At 61.0% G+C, this 25,648-nt stretch carries 24 protein-coding genes; 15 read left to right on the top strand and 9 right to left on the bottom strand.

Features of this window, described 5'->3' with window-relative positions:
• Window positions 1–93 precede the first annotated feature (93 nt).
• The 6 genes from catA to HWX53_RS10560 all read left to right on the top strand — a co-directional run bounded on the left by catA (window position 94) and on the right by HWX53_RS10560 (window position 5,237).
• Window positions 94–1,029, top strand: coding sequence for a catechol 1,2-dioxygenase (catA, locus tag HWX53_RS10535; protein ID WP_175940802.1), 936 nt, complete (start codon window positions 94–96; stop codon window positions 1,027–1,029).
• 98 nt (window positions 1,030–1,127) lie between these two features.
• Entirely contained in the window at window positions 1,128–2,486 is a 1,359-nt protein-coding gene (locus HWX53_RS10540) for a Rieske 2Fe-2S domain-containing protein (protein WP_175940803.1), read from the top strand.
• Window positions 2,483–2,971 carry a benzoate 1,2-dioxygenase small subunit gene (benB, locus tag HWX53_RS10545; protein ID WP_175940804.1) on the top strand — a complete coding sequence of 163 codons (489 nt, stop codon included), beginning with the start codon at window positions 2,483–2,485 and terminating at the stop codon, window positions 2,969–2,971. The genes HWX53_RS10540 and benB overlap by 4 nt, the downstream gene beginning before the upstream one ends.
• 36 nt (window positions 2,972–3,007) lie before the next feature.
• Complete coding sequence (gene benC / locus HWX53_RS10550) at window positions 3,008–4,030, top strand: benzoate 1,2-dioxygenase electron transfer component BenC (protein WP_175940805.1); 1,023 nt, start codon at window positions 3,008–3,010, stop codon at window positions 4,028–4,030.
• Window positions 4,027–4,803: a benzoate diol dehydrogenase BenD gene (benD, locus tag HWX53_RS10555; RefSeq protein ID WP_175940806.1), complete on the top strand. Its 777-nt coding sequence runs from the start codon at window positions 4,027–4,029 to the stop codon at window positions 4,801–4,803. The genes benC and benD overlap by 4 nt, the downstream gene beginning before the upstream one ends.
• Before the next feature lie 35 nt (window positions 4,804–4,838).
• A complete protein-coding gene (locus HWX53_RS10560) occupies window positions 4,839–5,237 on the top strand; it encodes a RidA family protein (protein ID WP_175940807.1) in 399 nt (132 codons plus the stop codon).
• A gap of 807 nt (window positions 5,238–6,044) precedes the next feature.
• On the opposite strand, the gene HWX53_RS10565 is transcribed toward HWX53_RS10560, so the two are convergent.
• Window positions 6,045–6,572 (bottom strand): hypothetical protein, encoded by a 528-nt coding sequence (locus tag HWX53_RS10565; RefSeq protein ID WP_175940808.1) that lies wholly within the window; start codon window positions 6,570–6,572, stop codon window positions 6,045–6,047.
• A gap of 185 nt (window positions 6,573–6,757) precedes the next feature.
• Here HWX53_RS10565 and HWX53_RS10570 point away from each other — a divergent pair, with 185 nt between their 5' ends.
• Window positions 6,758–7,360, top strand: a complete 603-nt coding sequence (locus HWX53_RS10570) for a YceI family protein (protein ID WP_244140131.1) — start codon at window positions 6,758–6,760, stop codon at window positions 7,358–7,360.
• Between the two features lie 8 nt (window positions 7,361–7,368).
• Here the strand turns inward: HWX53_RS10570 and tdh are convergent, their stop codons facing one another.
• Together tdh and HWX53_RS10580 are read right to left on the bottom strand one after the other, a co-directional pair.
• The gene (gene tdh, locus HWX53_RS10575) at window positions 7,369–8,400 is read right to left on the bottom strand and encodes an L-threonine 3-dehydrogenase (protein WP_175940809.1); all 1,032 of its coding nucleotides are present in this window, start codon (window positions 8,398–8,400) and stop codon (window positions 7,369–7,371) included.
• A gap of 97 nt (window positions 8,401–8,497) precedes the next feature.
• Window positions 8,498–9,700, bottom strand: coding sequence for a glycine C-acetyltransferase (locus HWX53_RS10580; RefSeq protein ID WP_175940810.1), 1,203 nt, complete (start codon window positions 9,698–9,700; stop codon window positions 8,498–8,500).
• 132 nt (window positions 9,701–9,832) lie between these two features.
• Between HWX53_RS10580 and HWX53_RS10585 the strand changes: the two genes are divergently transcribed.
• Entirely contained in the window at window positions 9,833–10,435 is a 603-nt protein-coding gene (locus HWX53_RS10585; protein WP_175940811.1) for an XRE family transcriptional regulator, read from the top strand.
• 124 nt (window positions 10,436–10,559) lie between these two features.
• On the opposite strand, the gene HWX53_RS10590 is transcribed toward HWX53_RS10585, so the two are convergent.
• Complete coding sequence (locus HWX53_RS10590; RefSeq protein WP_175940812.1) at window positions 10,560–10,748, bottom strand: CsbD family protein; 189 nt, start codon at window positions 10,746–10,748, stop codon at window positions 10,560–10,562.
• Window positions 10,749–10,999: 251 nt separating this feature from the next.
• On the opposite strand from HWX53_RS10590, the gene HWX53_RS10595 reads away from it, so the two are divergent.
• Together HWX53_RS10595 and HWX53_RS10600 are read left to right on the top strand one after the other, a co-directional pair.
• Window positions 11,000–11,356 carry a DUF2471 family protein gene (locus HWX53_RS10595; protein WP_175940813.1) on the top strand — a complete coding sequence of 119 codons (357 nt, stop codon included), beginning with the start codon at window positions 11,000–11,002 and terminating at the stop codon, window positions 11,354–11,356.
• A 169-nt stretch (window positions 11,357–11,525) separates the two neighbouring features.
• Window positions 11,526–12,539: a tyrosine-type recombinase/integrase gene (locus tag HWX53_RS10600; RefSeq protein ID WP_175942325.1), complete on the top strand. Its 1,014-nt coding sequence runs from the start codon at window positions 11,526–11,528 to the stop codon at window positions 12,537–12,539.
• 50 nt (window positions 12,540–12,589) lie between these two features.
• On the opposite strand, the gene HWX53_RS10605 is transcribed toward HWX53_RS10600, so the two are convergent.
• On the bottom strand, window positions 12,590–13,786 hold the full coding sequence (locus tag HWX53_RS10605) for a DNA-binding protein (RefSeq protein ID WP_175940814.1): 1,197 nt from the start codon (window positions 13,784–13,786) through the stop codon (window positions 12,590–12,592).
• A gap of 1,724 nt (window positions 13,787–15,510) precedes the next feature.
• On the opposite strand from HWX53_RS10605, the gene HWX53_RS10610 reads away from it, so the two are divergent.
• Window positions 15,511–16,875 (top strand): replication initiation protein, encoded by a 1,365-nt coding sequence (locus HWX53_RS10610; RefSeq protein ID WP_175940815.1) that lies wholly within the window; start codon window positions 15,511–15,513, stop codon window positions 16,873–16,875.
• A gap of 31 nt (window positions 16,876–16,906) precedes the next feature.
• On the opposite strand, the gene HWX53_RS10615 is transcribed toward HWX53_RS10610, so the two are convergent.
• The gene (locus tag HWX53_RS10615; RefSeq protein WP_175940816.1) at window positions 16,907–17,971 is read right to left on the bottom strand and encodes a ParB/RepB/Spo0J family partition protein; all 1,065 of its coding nucleotides are present in this window, start codon (window positions 17,969–17,971) and stop codon (window positions 16,907–16,909) included.
• Between the two features lie 24 nt (window positions 17,972–17,995).
• Window positions 17,996–18,658 (bottom strand): ParA family partition ATPase, encoded by a 663-nt coding sequence (gene parA / locus HWX53_RS10620; protein WP_175940817.1) that lies wholly within the window; start codon window positions 18,656–18,658, stop codon window positions 17,996–17,998.
• A gap of 241 nt (window positions 18,659–18,899) precedes the next feature.
• Between parA and HWX53_RS10625 the strand changes: the two genes are divergently transcribed.
• Window positions 18,900–21,326 (top strand): GNAT family N-acetyltransferase, encoded by a 2,427-nt coding sequence (locus tag HWX53_RS10625; RefSeq protein ID WP_175940818.1) that lies wholly within the window; start codon window positions 18,900–18,902, stop codon window positions 21,324–21,326.
• Here HWX53_RS10625 and HWX53_RS10630 read toward each other — a convergent pair.
• Together HWX53_RS10630 and HWX53_RS10635 are read right to left on the bottom strand one after the other, a co-directional pair.
• Complete coding sequence (locus HWX53_RS10630) at window positions 21,323–21,868, bottom strand: hypothetical protein (RefSeq protein ID WP_175940819.1); 546 nt, start codon at window positions 21,866–21,868, stop codon at window positions 21,323–21,325. The two genes, HWX53_RS10625 and HWX53_RS10630, sit on opposite strands and share 4 nt — an antisense overlap.
• Before the next feature lie 67 nt (window positions 21,869–21,935).
• Complete coding sequence (locus tag HWX53_RS10635; protein WP_244140067.1) at window positions 21,936–22,757, bottom strand: IclR family transcriptional regulator; 822 nt, start codon at window positions 22,755–22,757, stop codon at window positions 21,936–21,938.
• A 194-nt stretch (window positions 22,758–22,951) separates the two neighbouring features.
• On the opposite strand from HWX53_RS10635, the gene HWX53_RS10640 reads away from it, so the two are divergent.
• From HWX53_RS10640 to HWX53_RS10650, 3 genes are read left to right on the top strand one after another with little or no spacing between them, the layout of a single operon-like run.
• On the top strand, window positions 22,952–23,998 hold the full coding sequence (locus tag HWX53_RS10640) for an aldo/keto reductase (protein ID WP_175940820.1): 1,047 nt from the start codon (window positions 22,952–22,954) through the stop codon (window positions 23,996–23,998).
• Entirely contained in the window at window positions 23,995–24,843 is an 849-nt protein-coding gene (locus HWX53_RS10645; protein WP_175940821.1) for an amidohydrolase family protein, read from the top strand. The genes HWX53_RS10640 and HWX53_RS10645 overlap by 4 nt, the downstream gene beginning before the upstream one ends.
• 52 nt (window positions 24,844–24,895) lie before the next feature.
• Window positions 24,896–25,639, top strand: a complete 744-nt coding sequence (locus tag HWX53_RS10650) for an SDR family oxidoreductase (protein WP_175940822.1) — start codon at window positions 24,896–24,898, stop codon at window positions 25,637–25,639.
• The last annotated feature ends 9 nt before the right edge of the window (window positions 25,640–25,648 follow it).

Consider the following 25,648-nt stretch of genomic DNA (forward strand, 5'->3'; position numbering starts at 1 on the left):
CGCTATTCCGACGGCCAATTATACCTTCTAAACATAGAAGGCCAGGCGAAAGGCGAGGGTTAACCCGACTGATAGAGAGATTCAGGAGCAGACATGAGCGTCAAAGTGTTCGACACCCCGGAAGTACAAGACCTGCTGAAAGCCGCCGCGAACCTGGGCTGTGACGATGGCAATGCGCGCGCCAAGCAGATCGTCCATCGCCTGCTGAGCGACCTGTTTAAGGCCATCGACGACCTCGACATGACGCCCGACGAAATCTGGGCCGGCGTCAACTATTTCAATAAGCTCGGTCAAGACGGCGAGGCCGCCCTGTTGGCCGCTGGCCTGGGTCTCGAAAAATATCTGGATATCCGCATGGATGCGGAAGACCGCGAAGCCGACATTCACGGCGGGACGCCGCGCACTATCGAAGGGCCGCTGTACGTTGCTGGCGCTCCTGTGCGCGATAGCGTCTCGAAGATCGACATCAACGCGGATGAAGACGCGGGTCCGCTGATTATCCGAGGCACGGTGACCGGACCGAATGGGAAGCCTGTGGCGGACGCAGTTGTCGAGTGCTGGCACGCGAACTCCAAGGGCTTTTACTCGCACTTCGACCCGACGGGCGCGCAGGACGACTTCAACCTTCGCGGCGCGGTAAGAACCGGCGCTGACGGCAAGTATGAATTCCGTACGCTCATGCCTGTGGGCTACGGCTGCCCGCCTAACGGCGCGACGCAGCAGTTGCTCAACGCCATTGCCCGTCATGGAAATCGCCCGGCGCACGTGCACTTCTTCGTGACCAGCGACAACACACGCAAGCTCACGACGCAAATCAACATCGAAGGCGACCCGCTGATTTGGGATGACTTCGCTTACGCAACGCGCGAAGAGCTCGTGCCGCACGTAGTCGACAAAACCGGCGGCCTCGCGCTCGGTCTCAAGAACGACGCATACAAGGAAATCGAGTTCAACTTCACGTTGACTCCGCTCGTGCAAGGCAAGGACAACCAACTGGTGAATCGTCCGCGCGTCGCCGTCACAGCGTAACTGCTCGTTGGCGGCCGCCCTCAGGCCGCCACCTCTGCGCACTACCCATCTGAACCGATACTGCGGGCTTCAACGAGAAGCCCGCAGGGAGACGACTCATGTCTGCAACTATCGATAAAGCGCGACAACTGGACGATTTGCTCAGCAATGCCGTTCAGGACGATAAGGAAAATGGTGTCTTCCGTTGCCGCCGCGACATTTTCACGAATCCCGACCTGTATGAACTCGAGATGAAGCACATCTTCGAGAGCAACTGGGTCTATCTTGCGCACGAAAGTCAGGTCCCGAACAACAACGACTACTACACCACGTATATCGGTCGTCAGCCGGTTGTCATCACTCGGGACAAAGCCGGCGAATTGCACGCGGTCATCAATGCGTGCGCGCATAAGGGCGCGATGCTCTGCCGTCGCAAGCATGGCAACAAGGGCAGCTTCACGTGCCCGTTCCACGGCTGGACGTTCTCGAACGCCGGCAAGCTGCTGAAGGTGAAGGACGAGAAGACGACGGAATATCCCGTGCAATTCAACAAACAAGGCTCGCACGACCTGAAGAAAGTCGCGCGCTTCCAGAGTTACCGAGGCTTCCTGTTCGGCAGCCTCAGCGAAGACGTCTTGCCGCTCGAAGACTATCTCGGCGAGACCAAGGTCATCATCGACCAAATCGTCGCGCAGGCGCCGGACGGACTCGAAGTGTTGCGTGGCAACTCGTCATACATCTACGAGGGCAACTGGAAGTTGCAGATGGAAAACGGCTGTGACGGCTATCACGTCAGCACCGTTCACTGGAACTACGCCGCGACCATGGGTCGGCGCAAGGTCGAAGGCACGAAAGCGGTCGATGCGAACAGCTGGAGCAAATCGGTCGCTGGCGTGTATGGCTTCGAACACGGCCATATTCTCTTGTGGACCAGAACGATGAACCCAGAGGTCCGTCCGGTCTACCAACATCGCGACGAAATCGCAGCACGCGTGGGCGAAGACAAGGCCAACTACATCGTCAATCAAACGCGCAATCTTTGCCTGTATCCGAACGTGTTCCTGATGGACCAGTTCAGCACACAGATTCGCGTGGTCCGTCCGATCAGCGTCGACAAGACAGAGGTCAGCATTTTCTGCTTCGCGCCGAAGGGAGAAAGCGCAGAAAACCGCGCCGTTCGCATCCGTCAATACGAAGACTTCTTCAACGTTTCGGGCATGGGCACGAGCGACGATCTGGAAGAGTTTCGTGCTTGCCAGGCCGGTTACGGTCCCACCACGTCCATGTGGAATGACATGTCGCGCGGTGCGCCGCTGTGGGTCCACGGACCCGATGAGAACGCAAAGGGTATGGGCCTGAATCCGCTCATCTCGGGTGAGCGCAGCGAAGACGAAGGTCTGTTTGTCGTGCAACACGAGTACTGGGCAAAGGTCATGCGGCAAGCACTTCAAAAGGAACAGGCGGAGGCAACGGTATGAGCTTCGAGTACCAGAAAATCTGCAATGCGCTCTATCAAGAGGCGCGTTTCCTGGATGACCGGCAGTGGGACGAGTGGCTCGACTGCTATACCGAGGACGTGACGTACTGGATGCCGGCCTGGGACGACGACGACAAACTCACCGAGGACCCGCAGAGCCAGATTTCGCTCATGTATTACCCGGACCGTGGTGGCCTGGAAGACCGCGTCTTCCGCATCAAAACCGAGCGAAGCGGCGCGTCCATGCCGGAACCGCGCACGAGCCACAACGTGACGAATGTGGAAGTGCTGGCCGAACGCGACAACGAAGTCGACGTCCGATACAACTTCAACACGCTCAACCATCGATACAAGATCACCGACCAGTTCTTCGGCACCATCTACGTCACGTTTCGGAAAGTCGACGACCGTCTGCTGATCTCCCGCAAGAAGATTGCGTTGAAGAACGACTACATCCGGCAAGTGCTCGACGTCTACCACGTCTGAGTGTGCTGCCGGTAGAGAAATGAAGTAGGAGGCAACATGTCCAGCTACAACATCGCACTGAACTTTGAAGACGGAGTGACCCGCTTCGTCGAATGTAAAGCCGGCGAGAAGGTCCTCGATGCCGCGTTTCGCGCCAAGATCAATCTGCCGATGGATTGCTCCGATGGCGTATGCGGCACCTGTAAGTGCCGCGCCGAGAGCGGCAGTTACGACCTGGGTGATGACTACATCGAGGACGCGCTGACCGACGACGAAAAGGACAGCGGTCTCGTGCTCACCTGCCAGATGGTGCCGCAGAGCGATTGCGTCATTGCGGTCCCGGCATCGTCGACCTCGTGCAAAACGGAACATAACAAGTTCTCCGCGACGGTCACGAAGGTGGAGCAGCACAACGACGCAGCCGTTGTACTCGAGCTTGACGTGGACGGTGTTCCGCCCGTGTTCCTGGCCGGTCAGTACGTCAATATTGACGTGCCGGGAACCGCTCAGCATCGCTCGTACTCGTTCTCATCGACGCCAGGCGCATCAAAAATCAGCTTCTTGATTAAGAAGATCCCGGGTGGCGTGATGAGCACCTGGCTCGAATCTGCTCAGCCGGGGAACACGGTGCAGATGACCGGACCGATGGGAGTTTTCTATCTGCGCGCTGTCGAGCGACCGCTGCTATTCCTGGCGGGCGGAACAGGACTCGCCCCTTTCCTGTCGATGCTCGAAGTACTCGTTCGCGCGAACTCGCAGCAGAAGGTACACCTCATCTACGGTGTAACGCGAGACCTGGACCTGGTGCTGGTGCAGGCGATCCAGGCGTACACGGAGAAGCTTCCGAACTTCACTTTCAGTACTGTCGTTGCGGATCCGGAATCCAGCCATCCACGCAAAGGCTGGGTGACCCAGCATGTGCCCGCTGAATGTCTGAACGACGGGGATGTCGACGTTTATCTTTGCGGCCCTCCGCCGATGGTCGACGCCGTACGCAAGTACTTCGACGACAGTGGCGTGAAGCCGAATAGCTTCCACTACGAAAAGTTCACGCCTAACGTTGCGCCGGTGATGTCATGAACGAGCGCAGGTTCGAAGGAAAAGTGATGGTCGTCACGGGAGCCGCGCAGGGAATCGGTCGTGGCGTGGCGCTGCGTGCGGCTGCGGAAGGCGCGAAAGTGGTGTTCGTCGACCGCGCCGACTTCGTCTCCGAGGTCGCAGTCGAGGCGACCGGCGCGGACACCGCCGGCTTCGTCGCGGACTTGGAAACTTACGAAGGCGCGGCCGCTGCCATCGACTTTGCCGTGCGGAAGTTCGGTCGGGTCGACATTCTGGTCAACGGAGTGGGTGGTGCGATTCGCATGCGGCCGTTCGCCGAATTCGAGCCGGCACAGATCGATGCCGAGATTCGCCGCTCGCTGATGCCCACTTTGTATGCGTGTCACGCCGTGCTGCCGCACATGCTAGCGCAAGGTGGCGGAACGATTGTGAATGTCTCGTCGAACGCCACGCGCGGGATCCGCCGCGTGCCGTATTCCGCCGCCAAGGGCGGAGTGAATGCGATGACTCAGTCGCTCGCGATGGAGTACGGCGAGCACAACATCCGTGTCGTCGCTGCGGCGCCCGGTGGAACGCAAGCGCCTCCGCGACGCGTGCCCCGCAATCTTGCCGGCGACAGCGAGCAAGAGAAGACCTGGATGGCCGAAGCGGTGAAGCAGGTCACTGAGTCGACGTTCTTTAAGCGTTACGGAACGCTCGAGGAGCAGATTGCGCCCATTCTGTTCCTTGCCTCGGACGAGGCAGGTTACATCACAGGTGCCGTGTTGCCGGTTGCTGGTGGAGACAACGGCTAAAGCCGCGAATGAATAACGATATCGGAGACGCCTCGATGAGTGAACGCAAAGCCATTGTCCCCGCTGGGATGGAAGCCGTGTACGAGAAGATTCGCTACGCGCCTGCTGTGAAGGTCGCGAACACGGTCTATGTCTCAGGCCAAATTGGCCGGGATGCCAGCATGAAGCTGGTGGCAGAACGCGAAGCGCAGATTGTGCAAGCGTTCGAGAATTTGAAGGCAGTGCTCGAAGCTGCCGGCGGCACGCTTGCCGACATCGTCGATGTGACCACGTTCCACACGGACATGCGCGACCTTCCGTTGTTCATGGAAGTGCGTGACCGGTATCTCAACACGCATCCCTTGCCTGCATGGACCGCTGTGGGCGCACACATGCTGGGTGGCGCCGCCGGATACATCATCGAAATCAAGGCTATTGCCGTGTTGGCTGATTGAACGTTTACCGCACGAATCTCAAGACGGAGCCGGTCTCTTGCTGCGGGTCGGAGGGGATATCGCAAAGGGAAAGAGTCGACTACGGACAAAAGGCTTCGGCTTATAGAACCGGAGACCGCGCGAATTCTTCCGCATTAGAAGACTTAGAGTCCGTCGGGTCGTGCTTGTTCGTCGACACTCTGCTTACTCGATGCGATCGACAAGTCCGACTATCGACAAAGCTCGAGCGTTATAAGTGCGGTCGATCGCTGGTAGCTCGGCATGCGACCCCTTGCAGTTTTCGAGCTGTTGAAGCATAGACGCGATTCCTCGTCCGTTGAGCAAAGGTGACCAGCTCGGAGCGTCGCGCAACCGCCGCGTTTCGAAGAACGCGCCAGCGGTGACGCAATCCCGCAAAACAAAGTGAATCGCGACCTCCGAGTCGAGGAGCATAGGTGCTATTTAAGGTCGCTAGCATGCGGTCCCGGAAATGCTCACCTACGCAATGTTCGGAGGTCTAAATTGTTCTGGGCGAGAGCCGAGCACACGGTGGGACCGAGCCATACGATCGAAAGGTGAGCATATGCGGGAGCCGAACTGCAGTCTTCGCGCGCCGCGCCAACACGCTGACGTAAGGCCGGCGCGGTATGTCGATAGCAAGCGGTGCGATCCACCGCTTCTTGATTGACGTTCGACTAGTAAGAAGCCGGAGTTTTGCGGCTGTTTCTTTGAGGCGGGAACGACTGTCTGCGCTCAGCGAGATGGTCGATGCTGTTCAAACAACCCCTCTCCAAACTTGCCCGGAACTTGGATGTCATCCGACACGTATCAGAACTTCACTCGAAGCTGAAACCCGATAGTGAACGGCAGGTCGCTGGACGGAATCGGCGGGATGAGAATGAAGTTCGCGCCGACGCGCTTGTAGTCCACCATCACCAGCGGCGCGGCCACGGGGCCGATCATGTGATCGTGGCCGATACCCCAGCGGCCGTAGTCATAGCCGGAGATCAGGCCGCCCATTGCCGCAAGCCTCACGAAGCCCCAATGGAGGAATTCGGGCGCCCAGACGCCGCCGCCATAAAACGACGGTTTCGACAGCGAGTTACGAAAATAGCCGCCCGTTACGGCCCACTGCGGCGCGAGCCAGCACTCCGCGCCAATTCCCGGATTGAATTGCTCGAAGTGCTTGTCCGGGTGAAAGTGGTGAGAGCCGATCATTGCGTCGATCCAGAGCCCGTCGTCACACCATGCCGCGTTCGCAGGCGACGCCCACGCGAACGCGGCCGAGACGATCAGCAGCGCGACAGTAGACCAGCGAGAACGGAGCGGGTAAAGGCGGTGCCGCAAGGAGCGCATGTTTTATCCGCCATCGCGCGTGGCCATGGCGCCTTTTTGAGATGAGAATCGACGCGAACTCTACATGAATCGCGTGATCTTCGCGTGCGCGGACGAAATGGGCGCGGCGGCCGTTGTATTCTGATTGCAGATGACGGTGTTACGGGAGTGAGTTCATGATGCACGCTGCGAGGCACTATTTGACGATGGTCTGCGCGGTTGCGCTGCTATGCGGATGCACGGCGTTTGAGGTCGTGACGCACCACGTTTCGGCGAACGAGGCGAGCGTTCCGGTCGGATTGTATGAGCTGGATGCGCACCATTGGAACGTGAGCTTCGACGTCGATCACTTTCATTACTCGCGATTCGATATGCGCTTCGACAAGGTTTCGGCGCGCCTAAACTGGAACGCTGGCGGAATTGCGGCGAGTCGCGTTGAGGCGACTATCGACGCGTCGAGCGTCGATACGAATGTGCCGCTGCTCGACCGGATGCTGAAGGGACCCGACATGTTCGACGCAGCGCGGTATCCGAACATCGCTTTTCAGAGCACGACCTTCGAGCGTACGGGTGATGACACCGGCACACTCACCGGCGACTTGACCATTCGCGGCGTGACACGGCCGGTAAAGCTGACTGTCACGTTCAACGGCCACGCGGTGAACCCGCTGACGAAACAGGAAACGCTCGGGTTCTCCGCCGACGGGCATTTCAGCCGCGCGGCGTTCGGCCTGACGACCTGGTTTCCCGCAGTCGGCGACGATGTCCACGTCGCCATTCAGGCGGAGTTCGGAAAGCAGAAGGAATAACTCGGAGGTCAGGCCGCAGTCCAGTCGAGCACGACTTTGCCGCTGTTGCCGGAGAGCATGGTCGCGAACGCCTGCTCGTAATCGTCGACGGAAAAGGTATGCGTGAGGATGGGCGAGAGATCGAGCCCGCTTTGCAGCATCGCGACCATCTTGTACCAGGTCTCGAACATTTCTCGCCCATAGATGCCTTTGATCTCCAGTCCCTTGAAGATGACCTGATTCCAGTCGATAGCCGTTTGCGCGGGCGGAATACCAAGCAGCGCGATCTTGCCCCCATGATTTATCGCTTCGAGCATGCCCGTGAAGGCGCTCGGCACGCCGGACATCTCCAGGCCGATGTCGAACCCTTCGGTCATGCCGAGCTCGCGCATGACGCCGCGCAAATCCTCTTGGGCGACGTTGACGGTACGCGTCGCGCCCATCTTGCGCGCGAGTTCGAGCCGATAGTCGTTGACATCGGTAATCACGACGTTCCGCGCGCCGACGTGCCGGGCAATGGCAGCCGCCATCACGCCGATCGGACCCGCGCCGGTGATGAGCACGTCCTCGCCGACGAGGTTGAACGACAGGGCGGTATGCGTGGCGTTGCCGAAAGGGTCGAAGATGGCGGCGAGGTCGTCAGAAATGCCGGCCGGGATCTTGAAAGCGTTGAACGCCGGAATCACGAGATATTCGGCGAAGGCGCCTTCACGGTTGACACCCACGCCGACCGTGTTGCGGCACAGGTGGCGTCGTCCCGCGCGGCAATTGCGGCAGAAGCCACATGTGATGTGACCTTCGCCCGACACCCGATCGCCGATCGCAAAGCCGCGCACTTCCTGGCCCATCTCGACGATCTCGCCGACGTACTCGTGACCTACATGCATCGGCACCGGCACCGTCTTTTGCGCCCAGTGGTCCCACTTCCAGATATGGATGTCCGTACCGCAGATCGCCGTCTTGCGAATACGGATGAGAACGTCGTTATGACCGACCTCGGGACGCTTCACGCGGGTCAACGTGAGGCCAGGCGCGCGTTCGAGTTTGGCTAGAGCTTTCATGTGCTGTTGATCCTGACGGTTGTCGTTGCGGTTTTCGCGTGCGGGCGAGCGATGGCCCTTTATGCGCATAAAGCTCTGCGCCGACTGAGTGACACGCTCACCGGATCACGCCAAGCGACCTTCCCACACGAGCGAAAGCCGCCACCGCGCGATCGATCTGCTCTGGCGTATGCGCCGCGCTCATCTGCGTGCGAATGCGGGCACGTCCCCGTGGCACCACTGGATATGAAAAGCCGATCACATACACACCTTCTTCGAGAAGTGCGTCGGCCATCCGAGAGGCGAGCTGCGCATCGCCGAGCATGACGGGAATGATCGGATGCTCGCCCGGCACGAGATCGAAACCGAGAGAAGACATCGCGTGACGGAAGCGAGCCCCGTTCTCGCGCACGCGCGAGCGGAGCGTCGCACCTTCATCGCTGTCAAGCAGGTTCAACACTTCCAGCGACGCCGCCGCGATGCTGGGCGCAAGCGTATTGGAGAACAGATACGGCCGGCTCCGCTGGCGCAGCAGTTCGACAATCTCCTTGTGAGCCGCGATGTAACCGCCGGAAGCGCCGCCGAGCGCCTTCCCGAGCGTGCCGGTGATGATATCGACGCGATCGATCACGCCGCAGTGCTCGGGCGTGCCGCGTCCTTTCTCGCCGATGAATCCGACCGCGTGCGAATCGTCAACCATGACGAGCGCGCCGTAGCGGTCGGCCAGATCGCAGATACCCGCGAGATTCGCGATGATGCCGTCCATCGAGAACACGCCGTCGGTAGCGATCAGCTTGTAGCGTGCGCCGGCGGCCTCGGCTTCTCTCAAACGCGCCTCGAGATCCGACAGATCGTTGTTCTTGTAGCGCAGGCGTCGCGCTTTCGAAAGCCGCACGCCGTCGATGATGCTGGCGTGATTCAGTTCATCGCTGATGATGGCGTCTTCTTCGCTCAGCAGCGTCTCGAACAGGCCGCCGTTGGCATCGAAGCAACTCGAATAGAGAATCGCGTCGTCGGTTCGAAGGAACTGCGCAATGGCGTTTTCCAGCGACCGGTGCACGGTCTGCGTGCCGCAAATGAAGCGCACCGACGCCATGCCGAAGCCGTCGGCGTCGAGGCCCGCTTTGGCTGCTTCGATCAGACGCGGATCATCTGCAAGCCCCAGGTAATTATTCGCGCAGAAGTTGAGGACGACCCGTCCATCCGCGAGGCGGATCTCCGGCGACTGCGGACTCGCAATGACGCGCTCGTTCTTGTAGAAGCCCGCAGCGCGAATATCGTCGATGACGTCGCGCAGGTAGGACAAATATCGGTCTCTCATGGCGTGGTCCGGTTGCATCCGCGTACGCACGCGGTCGTTTAGCCCTGTTATAGTCGAAACATCGCATTGGACACGTTCGATATTTCGAACGAAATTCCAATATGGAGAACACTCTAAGGGAAGAATCGCGTCATGGCAAGTTCGCGCTCAGAACCGACGGCCGCCGAATCAACGGCGGCCGGACCTGTGCCGCCGCGGGTCGGCGAGTACATTCAACGGCTGCGCAACGAAAGAAAGCTGACGCTCGACGATCTGTCGCGCGCGGCGGGCGTATCGAAGTCGATGCTGTCAGAGATCGAGCGGGACAGAGCGAACCCGACTATCGCAGTAGCATGGCGGCTGACAAACGCGCTTGGCATCAGCTTGGACCAGTTATTCGCGCAACAACGTCCTGCGGAGGCGATCCGGGTCGCGAGCCCGCACGACATACCGACCTTGAGCGGTGACAACGGTGGCTATCAATTACGCGTCTGGGGGCCGATAGAACTCGCGGGCAAGTTCGAGTGGTACGAGCTCACGTTGCAGGCCGGCGCGGCGCTGCGCTCCAACGCTCACGAGCCAGGCACGCGCGAGCATTTGACGGTTTTGAACGGAACGATCGAAGTGGAAGTAGCCGCGCTGACGCGTCGTCTTAAGACAGGCGAGACCGCGCGTTATGCAGCGGACGACAGTCACGCGATTCGCAACGCGGGGCGCTCGGAAGCCAAGGCGTTGCTAGTCGTGATTCATGGTTGATTCAGCGAACGGGCGTCGCTGACTTTATGCGCATCAAGTTATTGTCGGCGTGCGGGCCACGCAAAGCGGGGGCGTTCAGTGGACGCCTCCGCTTCGAATAACACTGTGATGGCTGGTTCTCTCGTTACGGGTTTTTCCGCACGCTGTCTTTCAGATCTTCGTGGACATCGCCCGCTCCCTTCTGAATCTTGCCGGCGACCTGTTGCATGTCACCCTTCGCCTCTTGCGCGGGATCGTCAGTAGCCTTGCCGACGACCTCGTTGATCTTCCCCTTCACTTGTTCGCCGACGCCCTTAACTTGGTCCTTGTTCATCGCTTTTCTCCTTGAGGTTCAGCGGGAAACAGTCTCGATGCTGATCGCAGAAACTGATGTGCGGCTACAGAGGTCTGCTCCGAGCACAGTTTCAGGATGCGCTATCCCACCACCTTTCGGCAGCCGCGGATGTCTGAACAACGCGTAGGCGGAATCGCACATACACCGAGTGAGAACGGCGCGACGCTATTTTCAGGCGCGAAGATACTGTATATTTATACAGTACAAAGACCGGTGCGAGAGGTGACAACATGGAGTCAAACGGCGAACATCTGAGCAAGAAACAGTTCGAGCGGGCCGTGCGCGACCTGGAAAGCATCACGCGGCAGATAGCGGCTCGCTACATCGACAAGGGCGTGCCGTTGACGTGGCGCCTCTTGCACGCCATCGAAGCCGAGGCAGTTGCAGACCTCGGGTTTGCGGGGCGTCACGAAGCCGCGCTGCGTGAATTGTTCGCGCGCCCCGACAACTTTGCCTATCCAGAAACTGACGACGTAGTGGACATCGCGTCGTCCGACGCTTTGCCGGCAGTCTTCGGCTTCGCCGTCGATGCGTACGAGTGTGCTGCCCGGCAAGGCCAGCCGCGACTAGCCCTCGCGGGCCATTGATTGGGCGAGGCTACGGATCGCGGCCCGAGGTCGTGCCAAGCTGACTTCGCCGATGAGCATACGGGCGCAGCAAGCGCGCAGGGTTCGATACAGTGGATGGTTGACGCCCGCCGCGCGAAGCCCGACTCTTTCTGCAAAGCGAACAGCGTCATATCGCCCTTTGAACACAATGCCGACTACCACCGATCTCTTCGACCAACAGCGGGCGGACTGGCAGGCCGACCCGCACGCTGCCTTCGACGCATGGCTTGCCCAACAAGAATTCCGTGCGTCTTCGGCAGACGTTTATCGCGCGCAATGGGGCAACTTCCTCGAATGGCTTCAGGCGAAACGGGCGACGCTCCATACCGTCCAACGGCCGGTCATCGAACAGTTCGTCTCGCAGCTCGACATTCGGCGTCCGCAGCGGATGCGCTACTTGCGTTTGATCGAACGCGTGCTCGATCACGTGCGGAAAATCGAGGCCGCGGGGACCAATCCCGCGCGGTTCATCGCGCAGGATGGCGATGCAGCCTGGCGCAAAGCCCGCGACAACGAGCCAACCGGCTTTCTGACGCACGACGAGCGCGCCTTGCTGATCGCGCATCTGTTTTCGCCTTTGGGCGCGCTGCCTGCCGGACAGCGGTGGCGTGAACAACGCGACCGAGCACTGGTTGCCGCCTTTTTGGGCGCAGGGGTGAAAACCGGCGAGGCGGCGCAGTTGACCGTCGATTGCTATGCGCCTGGCGCGCCTTACATAACAGTCGATGCATCGAATCCGCTTTTGATCCGCCAGGCGCGCCTTGCGCCGTTCGCCGTCGAGTTGCTGGACGGCTGGATCACCGAGCGCCGAGCAGCCGGGCTGGAGGGCGAACTGCTCTTTCCCGCGGCGCCGTCCGGCCGGCCGATGCACAAGGCGACGATGCTACGCGCCATCGATGCGGTCGTCGCTGCGTCGGGCATCGCAGCGTCTCGCGTCGCGCGAGCCAGCCCGCAGACGCTTCGCAACTCCTACGCGGCGGAGCTGTTCGACGAAGGCGTCGAGCCCGAGCACGTTGGCCAGTGGCTAGGTTTTCAGCAGATGATCTCGGTGCATCGGCTGCACCGGGCATGGCAGGACTGGATGGGTGAGCAAATACGGGAGCGCGATATTGCTCAGGCCCGTGCCGGTTCGAGCGACGAGGCAGGCATCACGGGACTCTGACGACGCTCCCGAAAACGCTCACCTTATCGCTCGGACGAGCCGGTGCGCCATCAGGCGCGAACTTTCGAGGCATGGCGGAAGCCATACAACGCCGACAATTTCGACGAGGCCGGCCCGGACGTTCGCTCGCATTTGGGACAACACAACTCGTATTCGTCCTCGTGCAACTGCAATTCAGGCTCTCCGTCTTCGCAGCCGGGGCAGGCCCCCGGCACGGCCACATACGGATCGGCTTGCGTTCCGAGGGCAGCGATCTCTTCGTCCGCGAGCCGTCCTTCCGCGACCAGCGACGCGAGCAATTCGCCGACTTCCGTGCTCATGCGAGCCCGCACCCGGTGGGCGTCACGCTCGCGCGTGAGTGCGTCGATCTCGTCGGACTGCGCGCGTACCTGCGACTCCAGGCGATCGGCACGACTGCGCGCGACGCTAAGCTGTTGAATGAATTCGAACTCCTTGCGGCCGGCTTCGCGGATGCTCGCCTGATAGGTCGCGGCGACACCTCTTAGGCCGTCGAGTTCGACAAGCATCGGCTTGACGCGGCGCTCTGCGTCCTTTACGGCGTCGTTAATTTGCTGGGCGTAACGTTCTGTGTTGCTACGCAATTCGTCTTGAAGTTCGTCTAGCCGGTCGCGCAGACGCGCCGTTTGGGATTGCTCTGTCGCAAGACGCTCCGCAAGAGCCGAGTTCTCAGCCTGGGACCGCGCAACTGCGTTGCGAAGTTCTTCTTGAATCTCAAGCTCGCGCTGGCGCAGCCGGCTTACTTCGGATTCGAGCGACGCTATGCGCGCCGCGGCCGATTCGGCTCGACTCTCGGCAACTTGGCGTGCCTGCTCCATCGCTTCGCAGCGAATCTCTGCTTCGTGCGCGCTCGCTGCAGCATGCCGAGTCATCGCATCCACTTGCGAGCGTTCATCGTCGAACGTAGCGGCCGCCTGCCGCCTGGCTTCGTCGAAAAGCTCCGCCAACAATTCGCCCGCGCGTTCCTGAAGTGCCTGCGGGATGCCGCCTGCCTCGACACGCACGCGAACACTCGAGCGCACGGTTTCCCAAAACGCGTCGATGTCTCGCGGGATGTCGGTGGCACTCCCGACCTGCGTCAGATCTCGAACGGTCGTGACCGACGGACGGATTCCGAGGTCGAAGAATAATCGTCGGCAAGCGTGCTGGGAGAGTTCGTGGCGACGGGCGCCGGCTGAACGCATTCTTTCTAGCTCTTGGCGAACGGTGTCGCGCAGGTGCGAGTCCATTGATCCTCAACTAGACATGTTATGCCTGTCACGTTTTACGTTTCAGGCGATACAACAAGCGACTTGGGTTGCAGAAACGCGGTTATTTTGCTGCCCGCCGTGCGTTTCGAGTACGCGATGCTGGCAATTGTAGACCATCCGTTGTGAAACATGATGAGGATGTTCTTCTAACTTCGTGATTCGACACGGTTTAGTGTGATCGCGAGAGAAAACGCACTGTTCCACAGGTGTTTCGTACGAAAAATCAGTCCTTGTGCAATGACGTTGGGGCGATCTTCTGCATTCAAGCGCGCAGCTTTGAGAGTAATAGAAGTAAACACCCTTGAACCCTTGTTGAAACAGTTAACGCCTCTGCAAACCCTTATGGAGCAAGGCTCTCCGGCCGTCTCGGTGAGCGTTTGCGGGATACATGGTGAGTCTCTACGGGTGTCGTGGGTGGTCGGCTTCGGGAGGCTCAGTGAGGAGAAGCAGGATACATAGTGAGCGGCTTCAGGGAAGCGAATCTTTCGATAGGTGAGCGAATACGGGATAACAAGGCATTGAGCGCCTGATGGCGCCGTGGTGGCCGAACTTCCGTGTGTTCGCGTCGGTGAGACGAAGCAGGAGCCGTCCAGTAGCATCCGTTCTGTACTTTTTTGTGTAGTTTTTTTCCTTTGGTGAGCATTTACGGGCCAAATTCGTCCTCCAAGGTGAGCAAATGCAGGAGCGAGAGCCGGCTTGTAGAGGCTAAAGACGTGTTCGCACCATCCGAGGTGAGCCTTTGCGGGAGCGCAAAGGACCAGCGCAGTGGCCAAAGGTGAAGGTTTTCAGGAGCGAATTGTCCGTTGAGCCGGCCCACTCGTGATCGGTGAGAACATTCGGGATATGCGAATATTGGGCCGCGCCGCGCACGTCCTGCAGAGACTGTGTAGTTTCATCAACGACTTAGACCACACCTGTAAAGTATGTTGGAGGCCTTGGAAGCCCTTTGCCTCGGCTGCAAATCCGAGCACTGGCTAAAGTGAGCATTTTCGGGAGCACCCGACGTCAACGGACAACGCATTCTTCTGAAGCCGCCTTTCTTGCGTGCCTTGCAGCTGCGCTAATCTCAGAGGTGAGTGCTTGGCGGACGCCTCAGGTGAGTTTTTTCAGGAGCCGATTTGCATGTCCCGCGTCGGCAAGGTGAGACGTTTCGGGACTCGGCGTCCCCAGTTCCAGCATGCGCGGCAGTTGCGAGAGCCGGTGGATGACTTACCTCGCGCGTAAAGGTGAGGCTTTGCGGGAGCGACTGCCGCTAAGTTTGCCCAACAGCGACTACTAGCCGCCGCAGCGCTTACGGCGCGACGGTATCGACTGCTGTCCTTATTCGAGGAGCTTCGCGATGAGCGCGGCACCGGCCTGCGCGCACGTGCTGCAAGGACGCACTGCGCAAAAGAGATCGAACGACTTTCCGGTGTCTCGCGTGCGCCACACCATATCTTCGTAACGAAATCTTCTTTAGGTGAGTATTTTCGGGAACCTTGTCGTACGCCAAGGCCGTGGGCTAAAAACACAGCGGTCCGTTTACCCGCGCGGGCGCTCGACGCATCTGCTAGCGACAACCGGTGAGTGGTGAGCCTTTTCGGGAGCGCACCGCAGTGAGTCGCCGAACTGCGTTCGCGATCACCGTTCAAGGGTGAACGCACCCGGTAGACGCGAATCACCGCGCCCGTTATGCTTGCCGCAATACTGAATTTGATACCTGTATGGCGACCAGGCGCGCAAAGAAGACCGACGTAGTCAGCCCCAGCTCCGCGGAACTGCGCAAGGCCGTTGAGGCCATCGCGATTCAGCCTAAGAGTGGGAAGATCACGCTGCTGACGCGCAAGCTGTTCAACGTGTTGCTCGCCGTCGCCCAACAGGCGGACGAGTCCGGTGATACCTATCGCGCGCTGCTCTCCGACATAGTCGCGAATTCGGCCTTCGATTCGAACGACACGGCACTGGTCAAAGAACACTTGCGCCGCATGGTCTCGGTCCAAGTGGAGTGGAGCACGGGTACATCGAGCCAGAAACCCGGCCGCAAGTGGGGCATATCCACACTCATCGCGGACGCGGAAATTCTCGAGGACCCGTCGACGCGTCGGGTTTGGGTCGAATTCTCGTTTGCGCCAAAGATAAAAAAGAAGCTGCTTGACCCGGTTCAGTATGCCAGGTTGAGTCTCCAGTTCCAAAGCCAATTGCGCAGCAGCGCTGGCCTTGCGCTCTACGAGATCTGCGTCCGATATCTGACGAATCCCAGCCATCTGACCATGCGCGAAACGTGGGAATGGTGGCGGCCGATCCTGTCCGGCACGCCCGATACGGAAGCCGGCGATGAGGCAAAACGCGAGTACAAGTACTTCAAGCGTGACTACCTGCGCCCCGCGATTGCCGAAGTCAACGCTGTCACGAATATCTTTGTCGAACTGGTGGAGCATCGCGAGGGGCGTCGTGTCGCCGAGATTCAATTTCGCGTGACCGAGCGCAAGCAGCCGATGCTGGCGCTGGACGAGCATCCGAATGTTTTCGACAGCACGCTCGTCGACCGCATGGTGAAGATTGGCATCCCGCTGAAGGAGGCGCAGACACTCTACGCCGATAGCGAGGAGAATCGCATCCGCGCCGCTTTGCTGATGACGGAGCAGCGCATGCGCAGCACGACCCTACCGCCGGTTCGCAGCGCAGCCGCTTTGTTCAAAGATGCTCTAAAGAAGGGCTATGCGCCGCCGGTCGAAGCCTTGCCGTCCGCTGCGAACGGTGCATCACCGCGGGCCGGTGCGCCGAGCGCCTCGGCGGCGGACGATCTGAAAGCGCGGTTGTTAGGGGAATTCTCGGCCTTCCGACGAAAAGAAGCCCGCGCGATGTATGAAGAGCAAGGTGAGGAAGAACGGGAGCTGGCACGTCAGAGTTTCGAGCAAGAACTGTTGCCGGAGCTTGGAGCGCATATGCGCGACGATTGGCGAAAGCGCGGATTGGATTCCAAGCTCGCGGAAACATCGTTCTTTGACTGGCTCGCCCGGCGGACGTGGGGCGAGCCGACCGATGGCGACTTGCTCGCTTTTACGCTGAGCCAGTCGCGAGCGAGCTGACGAGGCGGCGCGCCCCGTCAGCTGCGCACCGTTAATTCTGCGTGTTGGCCCGTTCCAACATCGTCTCGATCTGATGCAGCAACTCGTCGCGTTTCTCCCGCGACAAGCCCCGCAGTCTCAATTCCAGCCGGTCTTCTCCATAAGATTTCAGATCCCCGACTGCAACGCCGTCCAGCTTAACCTCTAGGCGTTGCGCGTACCGTTGGCGACCGAGCGGCTTCGGTGCCTCTTGCGCACTCGCGCGCCCCTTCACGATATCGGCGACCTGGCGAGTGCTTAGGTCGTCCGAGGTAATCTTATTGATGAGCCTAAGCGTCGCGTCGCTACCACGCGCAGCGTGGTAGCGCGAGATCTGGTACGCCATATTCGAACCGAACCGGTCCGGCCGGGCCACCATCTCCTGCATCACGTTTTCGGGGAGCTTCGCGATAGACAGCGCGACCGCGATTGTCGATTCGTCGAGGCCGAGATGTTCGGCCAATTCGCGCTGGCTCTGGAAGTGTTGCTCGTCGAGGAACCGACGCCACACGACCGCGTTGTCGAAGACGGTCTGCGAATCGCGCTGCACGTTGAGGTCGTAGCCGAGCTTGTAACTCTCGATGCCGATCGGCAAGTCCACGACGACTGCCTTGACCGTGTCCTTGTTGGCCTCCTTGAGCGCCCGCACGCGCCGGCCGCCGTCGCTCACGAAGAACATGCCAGGTTCATCGTAGTCAGGAATGACGTGGATGGCTTGCTGTTGACCCTGTTTCGCCAGGTTCACTGCGAGTTCGGCGATCGAGGCCTTCAGATAGAAGTGCCGTGGGTTGAACGGGCTAGGCTTGATTGCCTTAAGCGGCAAATCAATGACCTGCCCTGCCGTGTATCGATTCGCTCGTCGCCAAGCTCGATACGGCTCGGATTCGTGTACTGCATCATTGTCGGATCGCTCCTCGGAGGCGAATGCGCTCGACCGGCCATTGGCTGCGGCTTGCGACACCTGCTGCAGGTCGACGATGCCGTCGATCGCGTTGAGTCGATCGAGCGCGGTTCTCTTCTCGCTGCTCGTGGTATCGGGACGGGCTTTGAAGCCCTTTGCGAACTGCGACGGTTTCATTCAGGGTCCTTTATGCGCATAAAGTCAGGCGACGATGGCCAGGATCTCGTCGGCACACGCGCGGATCTCGGCCGCTGCGAGCCGTGAGCCGCGATCTGTCATTTGCAGCACAGTCTGACCGAGCGCCATGGCTTGTTTGTAGCACTCACGCGTCGGGATCTGCGTCTTCAGCAGCGGAAAGCCGAGTTCCTCAAGCGCGACTTTTAATTCTCGCGTCAGCATGCGTTTTTCTTCGGTCTTGTTGAGCAGGAACACCGCGCGTAGGTCTTCGTTCATGACCTGCGCCTGCTGCACCAGCTTGACGAGTCCGATGCTCGACCAGTAATCAGCGGGCGAGGACGACGTCGGAATGACTGCGATGCTTGCGGCTAGGAGCACCACGCCCGACACCTTTTCCGTGATCGACGGCGGACAGTCCACGACGATGATGTCGTAGTCGTTGATGAACTTCCTGATCTCGCGGTGGATTTGGCCGCCCGCCTCGGAAAGATTCACTACCGGAAACGGAATGCCGGACGCGTCTTCCGAGGCGGCGCTTGACCAATGAATAAGCGTGTTCTGGCCATCAGCGTCGACGACGAGCACGCGCTTGTTCTTTTCATGGAAGGCCGCGCCTAGGTGCATCGCTATTGTGCTTTTGCCGACACCGCCCTTCTGTTGCGTGATCGCTATGATTTCCGCCGCCACGGTTCGCTCCGAGAATGTACGCTTGGAATTCTACATAGCGATAGAGTTTTTTCCAGCGATATTGGACGTAATACTACGCGTTAGCTAAACGGATAAGGCTTTATGCGCATAAAGCCCCTTTCGGCGCAGCGGCAGTGTGCTTTATGCGCATAAAGTCTTGCGCGCCCAATCATCCGCCTGGCGTTGGGCAGTATCGGAAAATCGCCTATGCTTACCGCTCACGTACTTGGCGAGGGTCGCCATGACAGTCCGTAACCTCGACACTCTTTTCGCCCCGCAGTCAATTGCGGTCATAGGCGCCTCCTCACGCGCGGGCAGCATCGGTGAGATGGTATGGAAACGGGCAACTTCGTCTGGATTCGCCGGCCCTGTCTGGCCCGTGAATCCGCGTTACACATTACTGGAGGGACAACGCGTCTTTCCAGACGTCTACAGTCTTCCTGATGCGCCGAGCGTCGCGGTATTGTGTACACGGCCCGAGACTTGGCCCTCGCTGATTGAAGCTCTCGGTCGGCGAGGAACGAAGGCGGCGGTCATCATCGGCGAGGCGCACGAGAGCCGCTCCGCTGCGTCGAATGAGCCATCGGTCGATTCATCGCAGCTCGACTGGACAACTCGCACGCTGGCTGCCGCCCGCCCGCATTTGCTCCGCGTCGTTGGGCCGGCGAGCCTTTGCGTCATGACGCCTTCAATCGGCGCCTGTCTCGGTGCGCCGGTGTGCGACGTGAAGTCGGGCGGAGTCGCATGGGTGTCTGCATCCAACGCGCTGACGAATGGGGTCTTGGGATGGGCCCGCGCTCGCGGCCTCGGCTTCTCGAGAATCGTGGCCCTTGGGGACGAAGCCGATGTTGACGCCGGGGACGTCGTCGACTTCCTGGCGAGCGACGCGTCCACGCGCGCAATTCTTCTCGCCATCGAAACGATAAGCGCAGCGCGAAAGTTCATGTCCGCTGCGCGTGCGGCCGCGCGGAACAAGCCCGTGCTCGTGCTGCGCACCGGTCACGACGACCCGTTCGATCGCCTGTACGGCGCTGCATTCAGGCGCGCGGGGCTCGTGCGCGTCGACTCACTCGACGACCTTCTCGACGAAATCGAGACCCTCGGCGTAGGCCGCGTCGCCGCTAGCGACGTGGCGACCGTCGTCACGAGTGATCGCGGCGTGGCGGCGCTCGCGAAAGACGCGTTCGGCGCGGCGGGAGGGGGGCTCGCCCCCTTTCCTGCGGCTGCCCGGGACGCCGTTGCGATCGCATTACCGAAAGCGGAAGGGAGCAATCCACTGCTGCTCGGCGACGACGCGGCAGCGAACGACTTCGGTGAAGCCCTCCGGGCGCTCATGCCGTATCGCGAGACCGGGACGGTGTTCGTCGTGCATGCGCCGACGCACAGCGCACCGGTCGCGGACGTTGCGCGCACGCTGATCGCGGAGCGTCAGCATAGCTATCGCGGTCTGCTTGCGTGCTTCTTCGGATGCATCGATGCGGCGACGCGCGATGATCTTCACGCAGCGGGGATTCCCGTGCATACGACGCCGCATCGACTAGCGCGCGGCTTCGCGCGACTGGTCGATTTCCGGCACGGCCGTGAACTGCTCATGCAGACGCCGGACGGCGTACCCGCAGACGTGCCGAAAGACATCGACGATGCGCAGCAGGAAGTCCGCGAGGCGCTGGCGAACGGCACGACCGAGTTGAGTGGGGCGCGCGCATCGCGCATTCTCGTTCGCTTTGGCATCGCCGTGACGCCGGGCCCTTGCGGTGCACAGTCCAGCGACGGAGTCGAAATACAAACGCGCCTTCTCAATCATCGCGTCTTTGGCCCTGTGTTCGAGTTCCGGGCAGAGGGCGCGCTCGGGCTCGCGGATGCGCTTCATGAATTCTCGCTGCCGCCGCTGAATCCGGTACTCGCTCGCGATCTGATCGCACGCTCGCAGCGCTCACGGGAGTTGCCGGGCGACATGCTGCTTCACGCGCTCACCGCGTTGTCGCAACTGGTCTGTTATGTCGAGGAAATCGTCGCACTCCGGCTGACGTTGAAGGTGACGCGCGACTCAGTTGCCGTGCACGAGCCGCAACTCACGTTGGGCGCGCACCGCAAGCCGCTTGCGATTGTCCCGTATCCGCGCGCGATGGAAGAGACGCTCGACTGGCGCGGCATGCGCATCACCGTGCGCCCCATTCGACCGGAAGACGAAGACGCGCATCGGGCATTCGTTGCTGCGAACACGGCGGAAGACTTGCGACTGCGCTTCTTCGGCGCAGTGCGCAGCTTCGATCATTCGCAACTCGCGCGAATGACGCAGATTGACTACGACCGCGAGATGGCGCTCATCGTGACCCGAACGAATGCAGACGGCGCGTCCGAGACGCTTGCTGTCGCGCGCGCCATCGCCGACCCGGACAATGAGACGGCCGAGTTCGCGCTCGCCGCGCGCTCCGACATGAAAGGGCAGGGCCTAGGCTCGCTGCTGCTCACGCGAATCATCGATTATGAGAGAAAGCGCGGCACGCGATGGATGATCGGCGAAGCCCTGCGGGAGAACGCGGGCATGATCGGGCTGGCGCGCAAGCTCGGTTTCGAACTGACGCGCACCGACGACCCGGGCGTCGTCGGTTTCAGGATGCGGCTCGGCGAGACACCGGCACAACCGCCGTCCGTCGCGCGCAGTTAGGCGCCGATCTTCGAGAGCGCGTCGTCAATTTGTTCGCGCGATAGCGACAGTTCGTTCAGCAATGCTTCGGCATACGAAGCGCCGGTTTCGCGCTCGAGCCGCGCGATAGTGAGTGCGCAGCGCGCGGCGTCCTTCGGCGTCGCGATGAACGCCTTCACGGAATGTCCCGCCGTGAACGCTTCGAAGAGCGGCGTGCGAATCTCGTCGGGCAACGCGCGCGACGTCCACTGGTACGGCTTGCCGTTGTACGTCAGTTGCGGCGGCAGCGTGCGCTCTTTCTTCGCAGCGGGGATCAGGCCGTAGGTGCGCGCCGCTTCGCCGATCTGCTCGGGCGAGAAGAGTTCGTCCGGGCTAATGTCGAACTGCGCGATGTGCGCTTCGATGGCCTGCATGGCGGCGGCGCGATCGTCGCGTTTTTTCTGCGCGCGGGCGACGATGTCACGCAGTTCATCGGCCTCGTCGGTCGTGATGGTGAAGCTCGCTTGTTTTTGTTGAAGCTCGGAAAAGCGCAGGAACTCGGAATCGGAGAGAAGTTTCGCCATGGATGATGCGTCGAGATAGGCACGGCGGCTCGCAATGGGCAGCCGCTAATTTGAGAGGGCCGCCATTCTAACGTGATCCGCGCGGGGTTCTGACGCGTGACATCGAAAGCGCGGCTGCGGCATCTCTCAGCAGCGAGGTGACTTCCTCGATGGACGGCGCCACGTACTCGTCGATCCGCCGCATATACGGACACGTTAGCGCCGCGATCGCTTGCCCGGACGGACCGAGCAGCGGGAACGTCACGTCCGTGATGCCGAAGGTTTGCTGACTCTCCTTCTTCGAGAAGCCTGCTTCCCGAATTCGTCGGTAATCGGCGTCGAGCACGCCGCGGTCAATCGGCAATTCCCCTTTGACTTTCGTATGCTCGGCCAACATGTGGTCGCGCTGTTCGTCGGTCTGAAAAGCCAATATCACGCGGCCCGACCCCGTGTCGATCAGTCCGACGCGCGAGCCGAGACGCACGGAAATGCCCCAGGCGCCCGGACCGTCCACCTGCGCGATGACGAGCAAGTTGCCGCGGTCATAGACGGCGAGATGCACCGATTGCTCCGCGGCGTCGGCGAAACGCTGCATGACGGGCAACGCCTCGGCGATCAGCCGGTTCATCGGCGGATGACGGTGCGCGAGCGCGTACAGCTTGAGGCTCAACGAGTAGCGGTCGCCTTCGGGCGAGCGCACGACGTACTGGCGCGCAACCAGCCGCTCGAGCATGCGATACATCTCGCTCGCGTTGCGCCCGAGCAGCTTCGTAATTTCCGCACGCGTGAGCCCCGACTTCTGCTCGGCCAGCAATTCGAGAATGTCCAGTCCCTTGTCGAGGGCAGGCGCGCGATATCGGTCGGCATCGTTGTCTTCCGCGTCCACGGAGGCTGGCGTCTGTCGGTTCATGTTTCGGCGTACGTCAGGGCGTCCGGCCACGGTGCTTAGGGAATACACCGACCGCTTGTTGCCGCACCATCCTTGACTTGGTTTTGTGCGTCTATGAATAATACGTTCATTAATGAATGTTTCGCCACCCCGAGCGCTAGATCCGCCAACCGCTCGATCCGCAGTCCATCGCATCAACTCTCCGAGGCTTGCAGATGACCGCTGAAACGCAGGACGTTTTGCCCCGACGCCGAATCGGATCGACTTCGCTTGAAGTGACGGCGCTGTCGCTCGGCACTGCGCCGCTCGGCGGCCTCTATCACGAACTGACGGAAGACGAAGCGCGCGCCACTGTGGATGCCGCGTGGCAAGCGGGCCTCCGCTTCTTCGACACCGCGCCGCACTACGGTCATACGAAGGCGGAGCATCGTTTGGGCGATGCGCTGCGCCGGTATCGGCGGCAAGACTTTGTTCTTTCCACGAAGGTCGGCCGCCGTTTCGTGCCGCGAACGACGCCCGATGACGGAAGCGAAGGCTGGGCGAATCCGCTGCTGTTTCAGGCGATCTACGACTACACCTACGACGGCATCCTCCGCTCGTTCGAAGACAGTCAACATCGGCTCGGCATGATCGATATCGACATCGTGCTCATTCACGATATCGGCCGATACACGCACGGCGACAAGAACGCGCACTATTGGCGGCAGTTGACGGACGAGGGCGGTTTTCGCGCGCTCGATGAGTTGAAGCAATCGCGCGGCGTCAAAGCCGTCGGGCTCGGCGTCAACGAAGGCGCAGCCGTCATGGAAGCGATGGCCGAATACGACATTGACTGCGCGCTTCTCGCCGGACGTTACACGCTACTCGAACAGAACACGCTCGACGATTTGCTGCCCGAATGCGAGAAGCGCGGCGTCAGCATCCTGCTGGGCGGAGCGTTCAACTCGGGCATCCTCGCACGTGGCCTGGATACGAACGCGCACGGCGATCTCAAGTTCAACTACGGCGACGCGCCCAAAGAAATCGTCGAACGCGTCGGCAAACTAGAGCGAGTCTGCCGCGACTTCGGCGTCGCGCTCTCCACCGCGGCGCTCCAGTTTCCTTATGCGCATAAAGTTGTAGCCACCGTGCTGATGGGCGCGCGCACGCCCGACGAAGTGCGCCAAAACGCCGCCTCGTTCGCGACGCCGATTCCGCCCGCGCTTTGGGATGCGCTGCGCGCCGAAGGATTGCTTCACCCGAACGCGCCGGTGCCGCGATGATGGCGGACGACTCGATCGACGCGCATCAGCATTATTGGGACCCTGCGCGCGGCGACTATGGCTGGCTCACGCCCGAGCTGGAGCCGCTCTATCGCGTGTTCGGACCGCCCGATCTCGCGCCGCTGCGCGAGGCGACGGGCGTCGCTCGCACCGTCGTCGTTCAGGCTGCGCCGACCGTCGATGAAACCCGCTATCTGCTTGCGCTGGCCCGCGACGATCAATCGGTGGCGGGCGTCGTCGGCTGGATTCCGCTCGATTCCGACGACGCGCTCGAGATCATCGACGAATTCGCACGCGATCCGAAGTTCAAAGGCGTGCGCCCGATGCTTCAGGACTTGCCCGACGATACGTGGATCGCTCACGCGCCCCGCGAAGCCGCGATACAGCGTCTCATCGAACTCGATCTCGCCTTCGACGCGCTCATCTTCGCGCGGCACGTGCCGTCGCTGATCGAGTTCGCGCGGCGGTATCCGTTGCTGCGCATCGTCGTCGATCATGGCGCGAAGCCGCCGATTCGCGACGGCATCGACGCGGGCTGGCAACCCTGGGCCGATGGCATCGCGCAACTGGCGGCGCTGCCGCAGCGGCTCTACTGCAAGCTGTCCGGCCTCGCCACCGAAGCCGCGCCGAATTGGACGGAGGCGACGCTGCAACCCTACGTCGTGCATCTGATCGAGCAATTCGGCGCAGAACGTCTGATGTGGGGCAGCGATTGGCCGGTGCTGAATCTCAACGGCGGCTACACTGAGTGGCACGCTGCCGCCACGCGCCTCACCGCGCATCTCGGAAAAGCCGGGCAAGCCGCGATTTTCGGCGCAAACGCCCGCGCGTTCTACCGTCTCTGAGACCTGCCATATACCCGGCATGTCTCATAATTAACCTGGACTGGAGCAGTGGATGGTACAAAGACTGGCAGGCAAGACCGCGCTGATCACGGCGGCCGGACAAGGCATCGGGCTCGCGACGGCCGAAATGTTCGCGGCTGAAGGCGCGCGCGTGATCGCGACGGATATCCGCATCGAATCGCTCGAAGGCAAGCCGTTCGAGGCGCGCAAGCTCGACGTCCTCGACGCGCAGTCGATCAGCGATCTCGCGAACGAGATCGGCGCAATCGACGTGCTATTCAACTGCGCGGGCTACGTTCACGCCGGCTCGATCCTGGAAGCGACCGAAGCCGACTGGGACTTCGCCTTCGACCTGAACGCGAAAGCCATGTACCGGACGATCCGCGCGTTCCTGCCCGCCATGCTGGAGAAGGGCGGCGGCTCGATCATCAACATGTCGTCGGCGGCGTCGAGCGTGAAGGGCGTGCCCAACCGCTTCGTGTATGGCGCGTCGAAGGCGGCGGTCATCGGCTTGACGAAGTCGGTCGCCGCGGATTTCGTCACGCGCGGCATCCGCTGCAACGCCATTTGCCCGGGCACCGTGGAGTCGCCGTCGCTGAAGGAGCGCATCGCGGAGCAGGCGCAGGCGCAAGGCGCGACGGTCGAGCAGGTGCAGGCCGCGTTCGTCGCGCGTCAGCCGATGGGGCGCGTCGGCCGCGCGAGCGAGATCGCGGCGCTCGCGCTGTATCTCGGCTCCGACGAGTCGTCGTTCACCACGGGTCAGATTCACGTTATCGATGGCGGCTGGTCCAACTGACCGTCCGTC

The sequence above is a fragment of the Caballeronia sp. BCC1704 genome, from assembly GCF_902833455.1.
Taxonomy (GTDB): domain Bacteria; phylum Pseudomonadota; class Gammaproteobacteria; order Burkholderiales; family Burkholderiaceae; genus Caballeronia.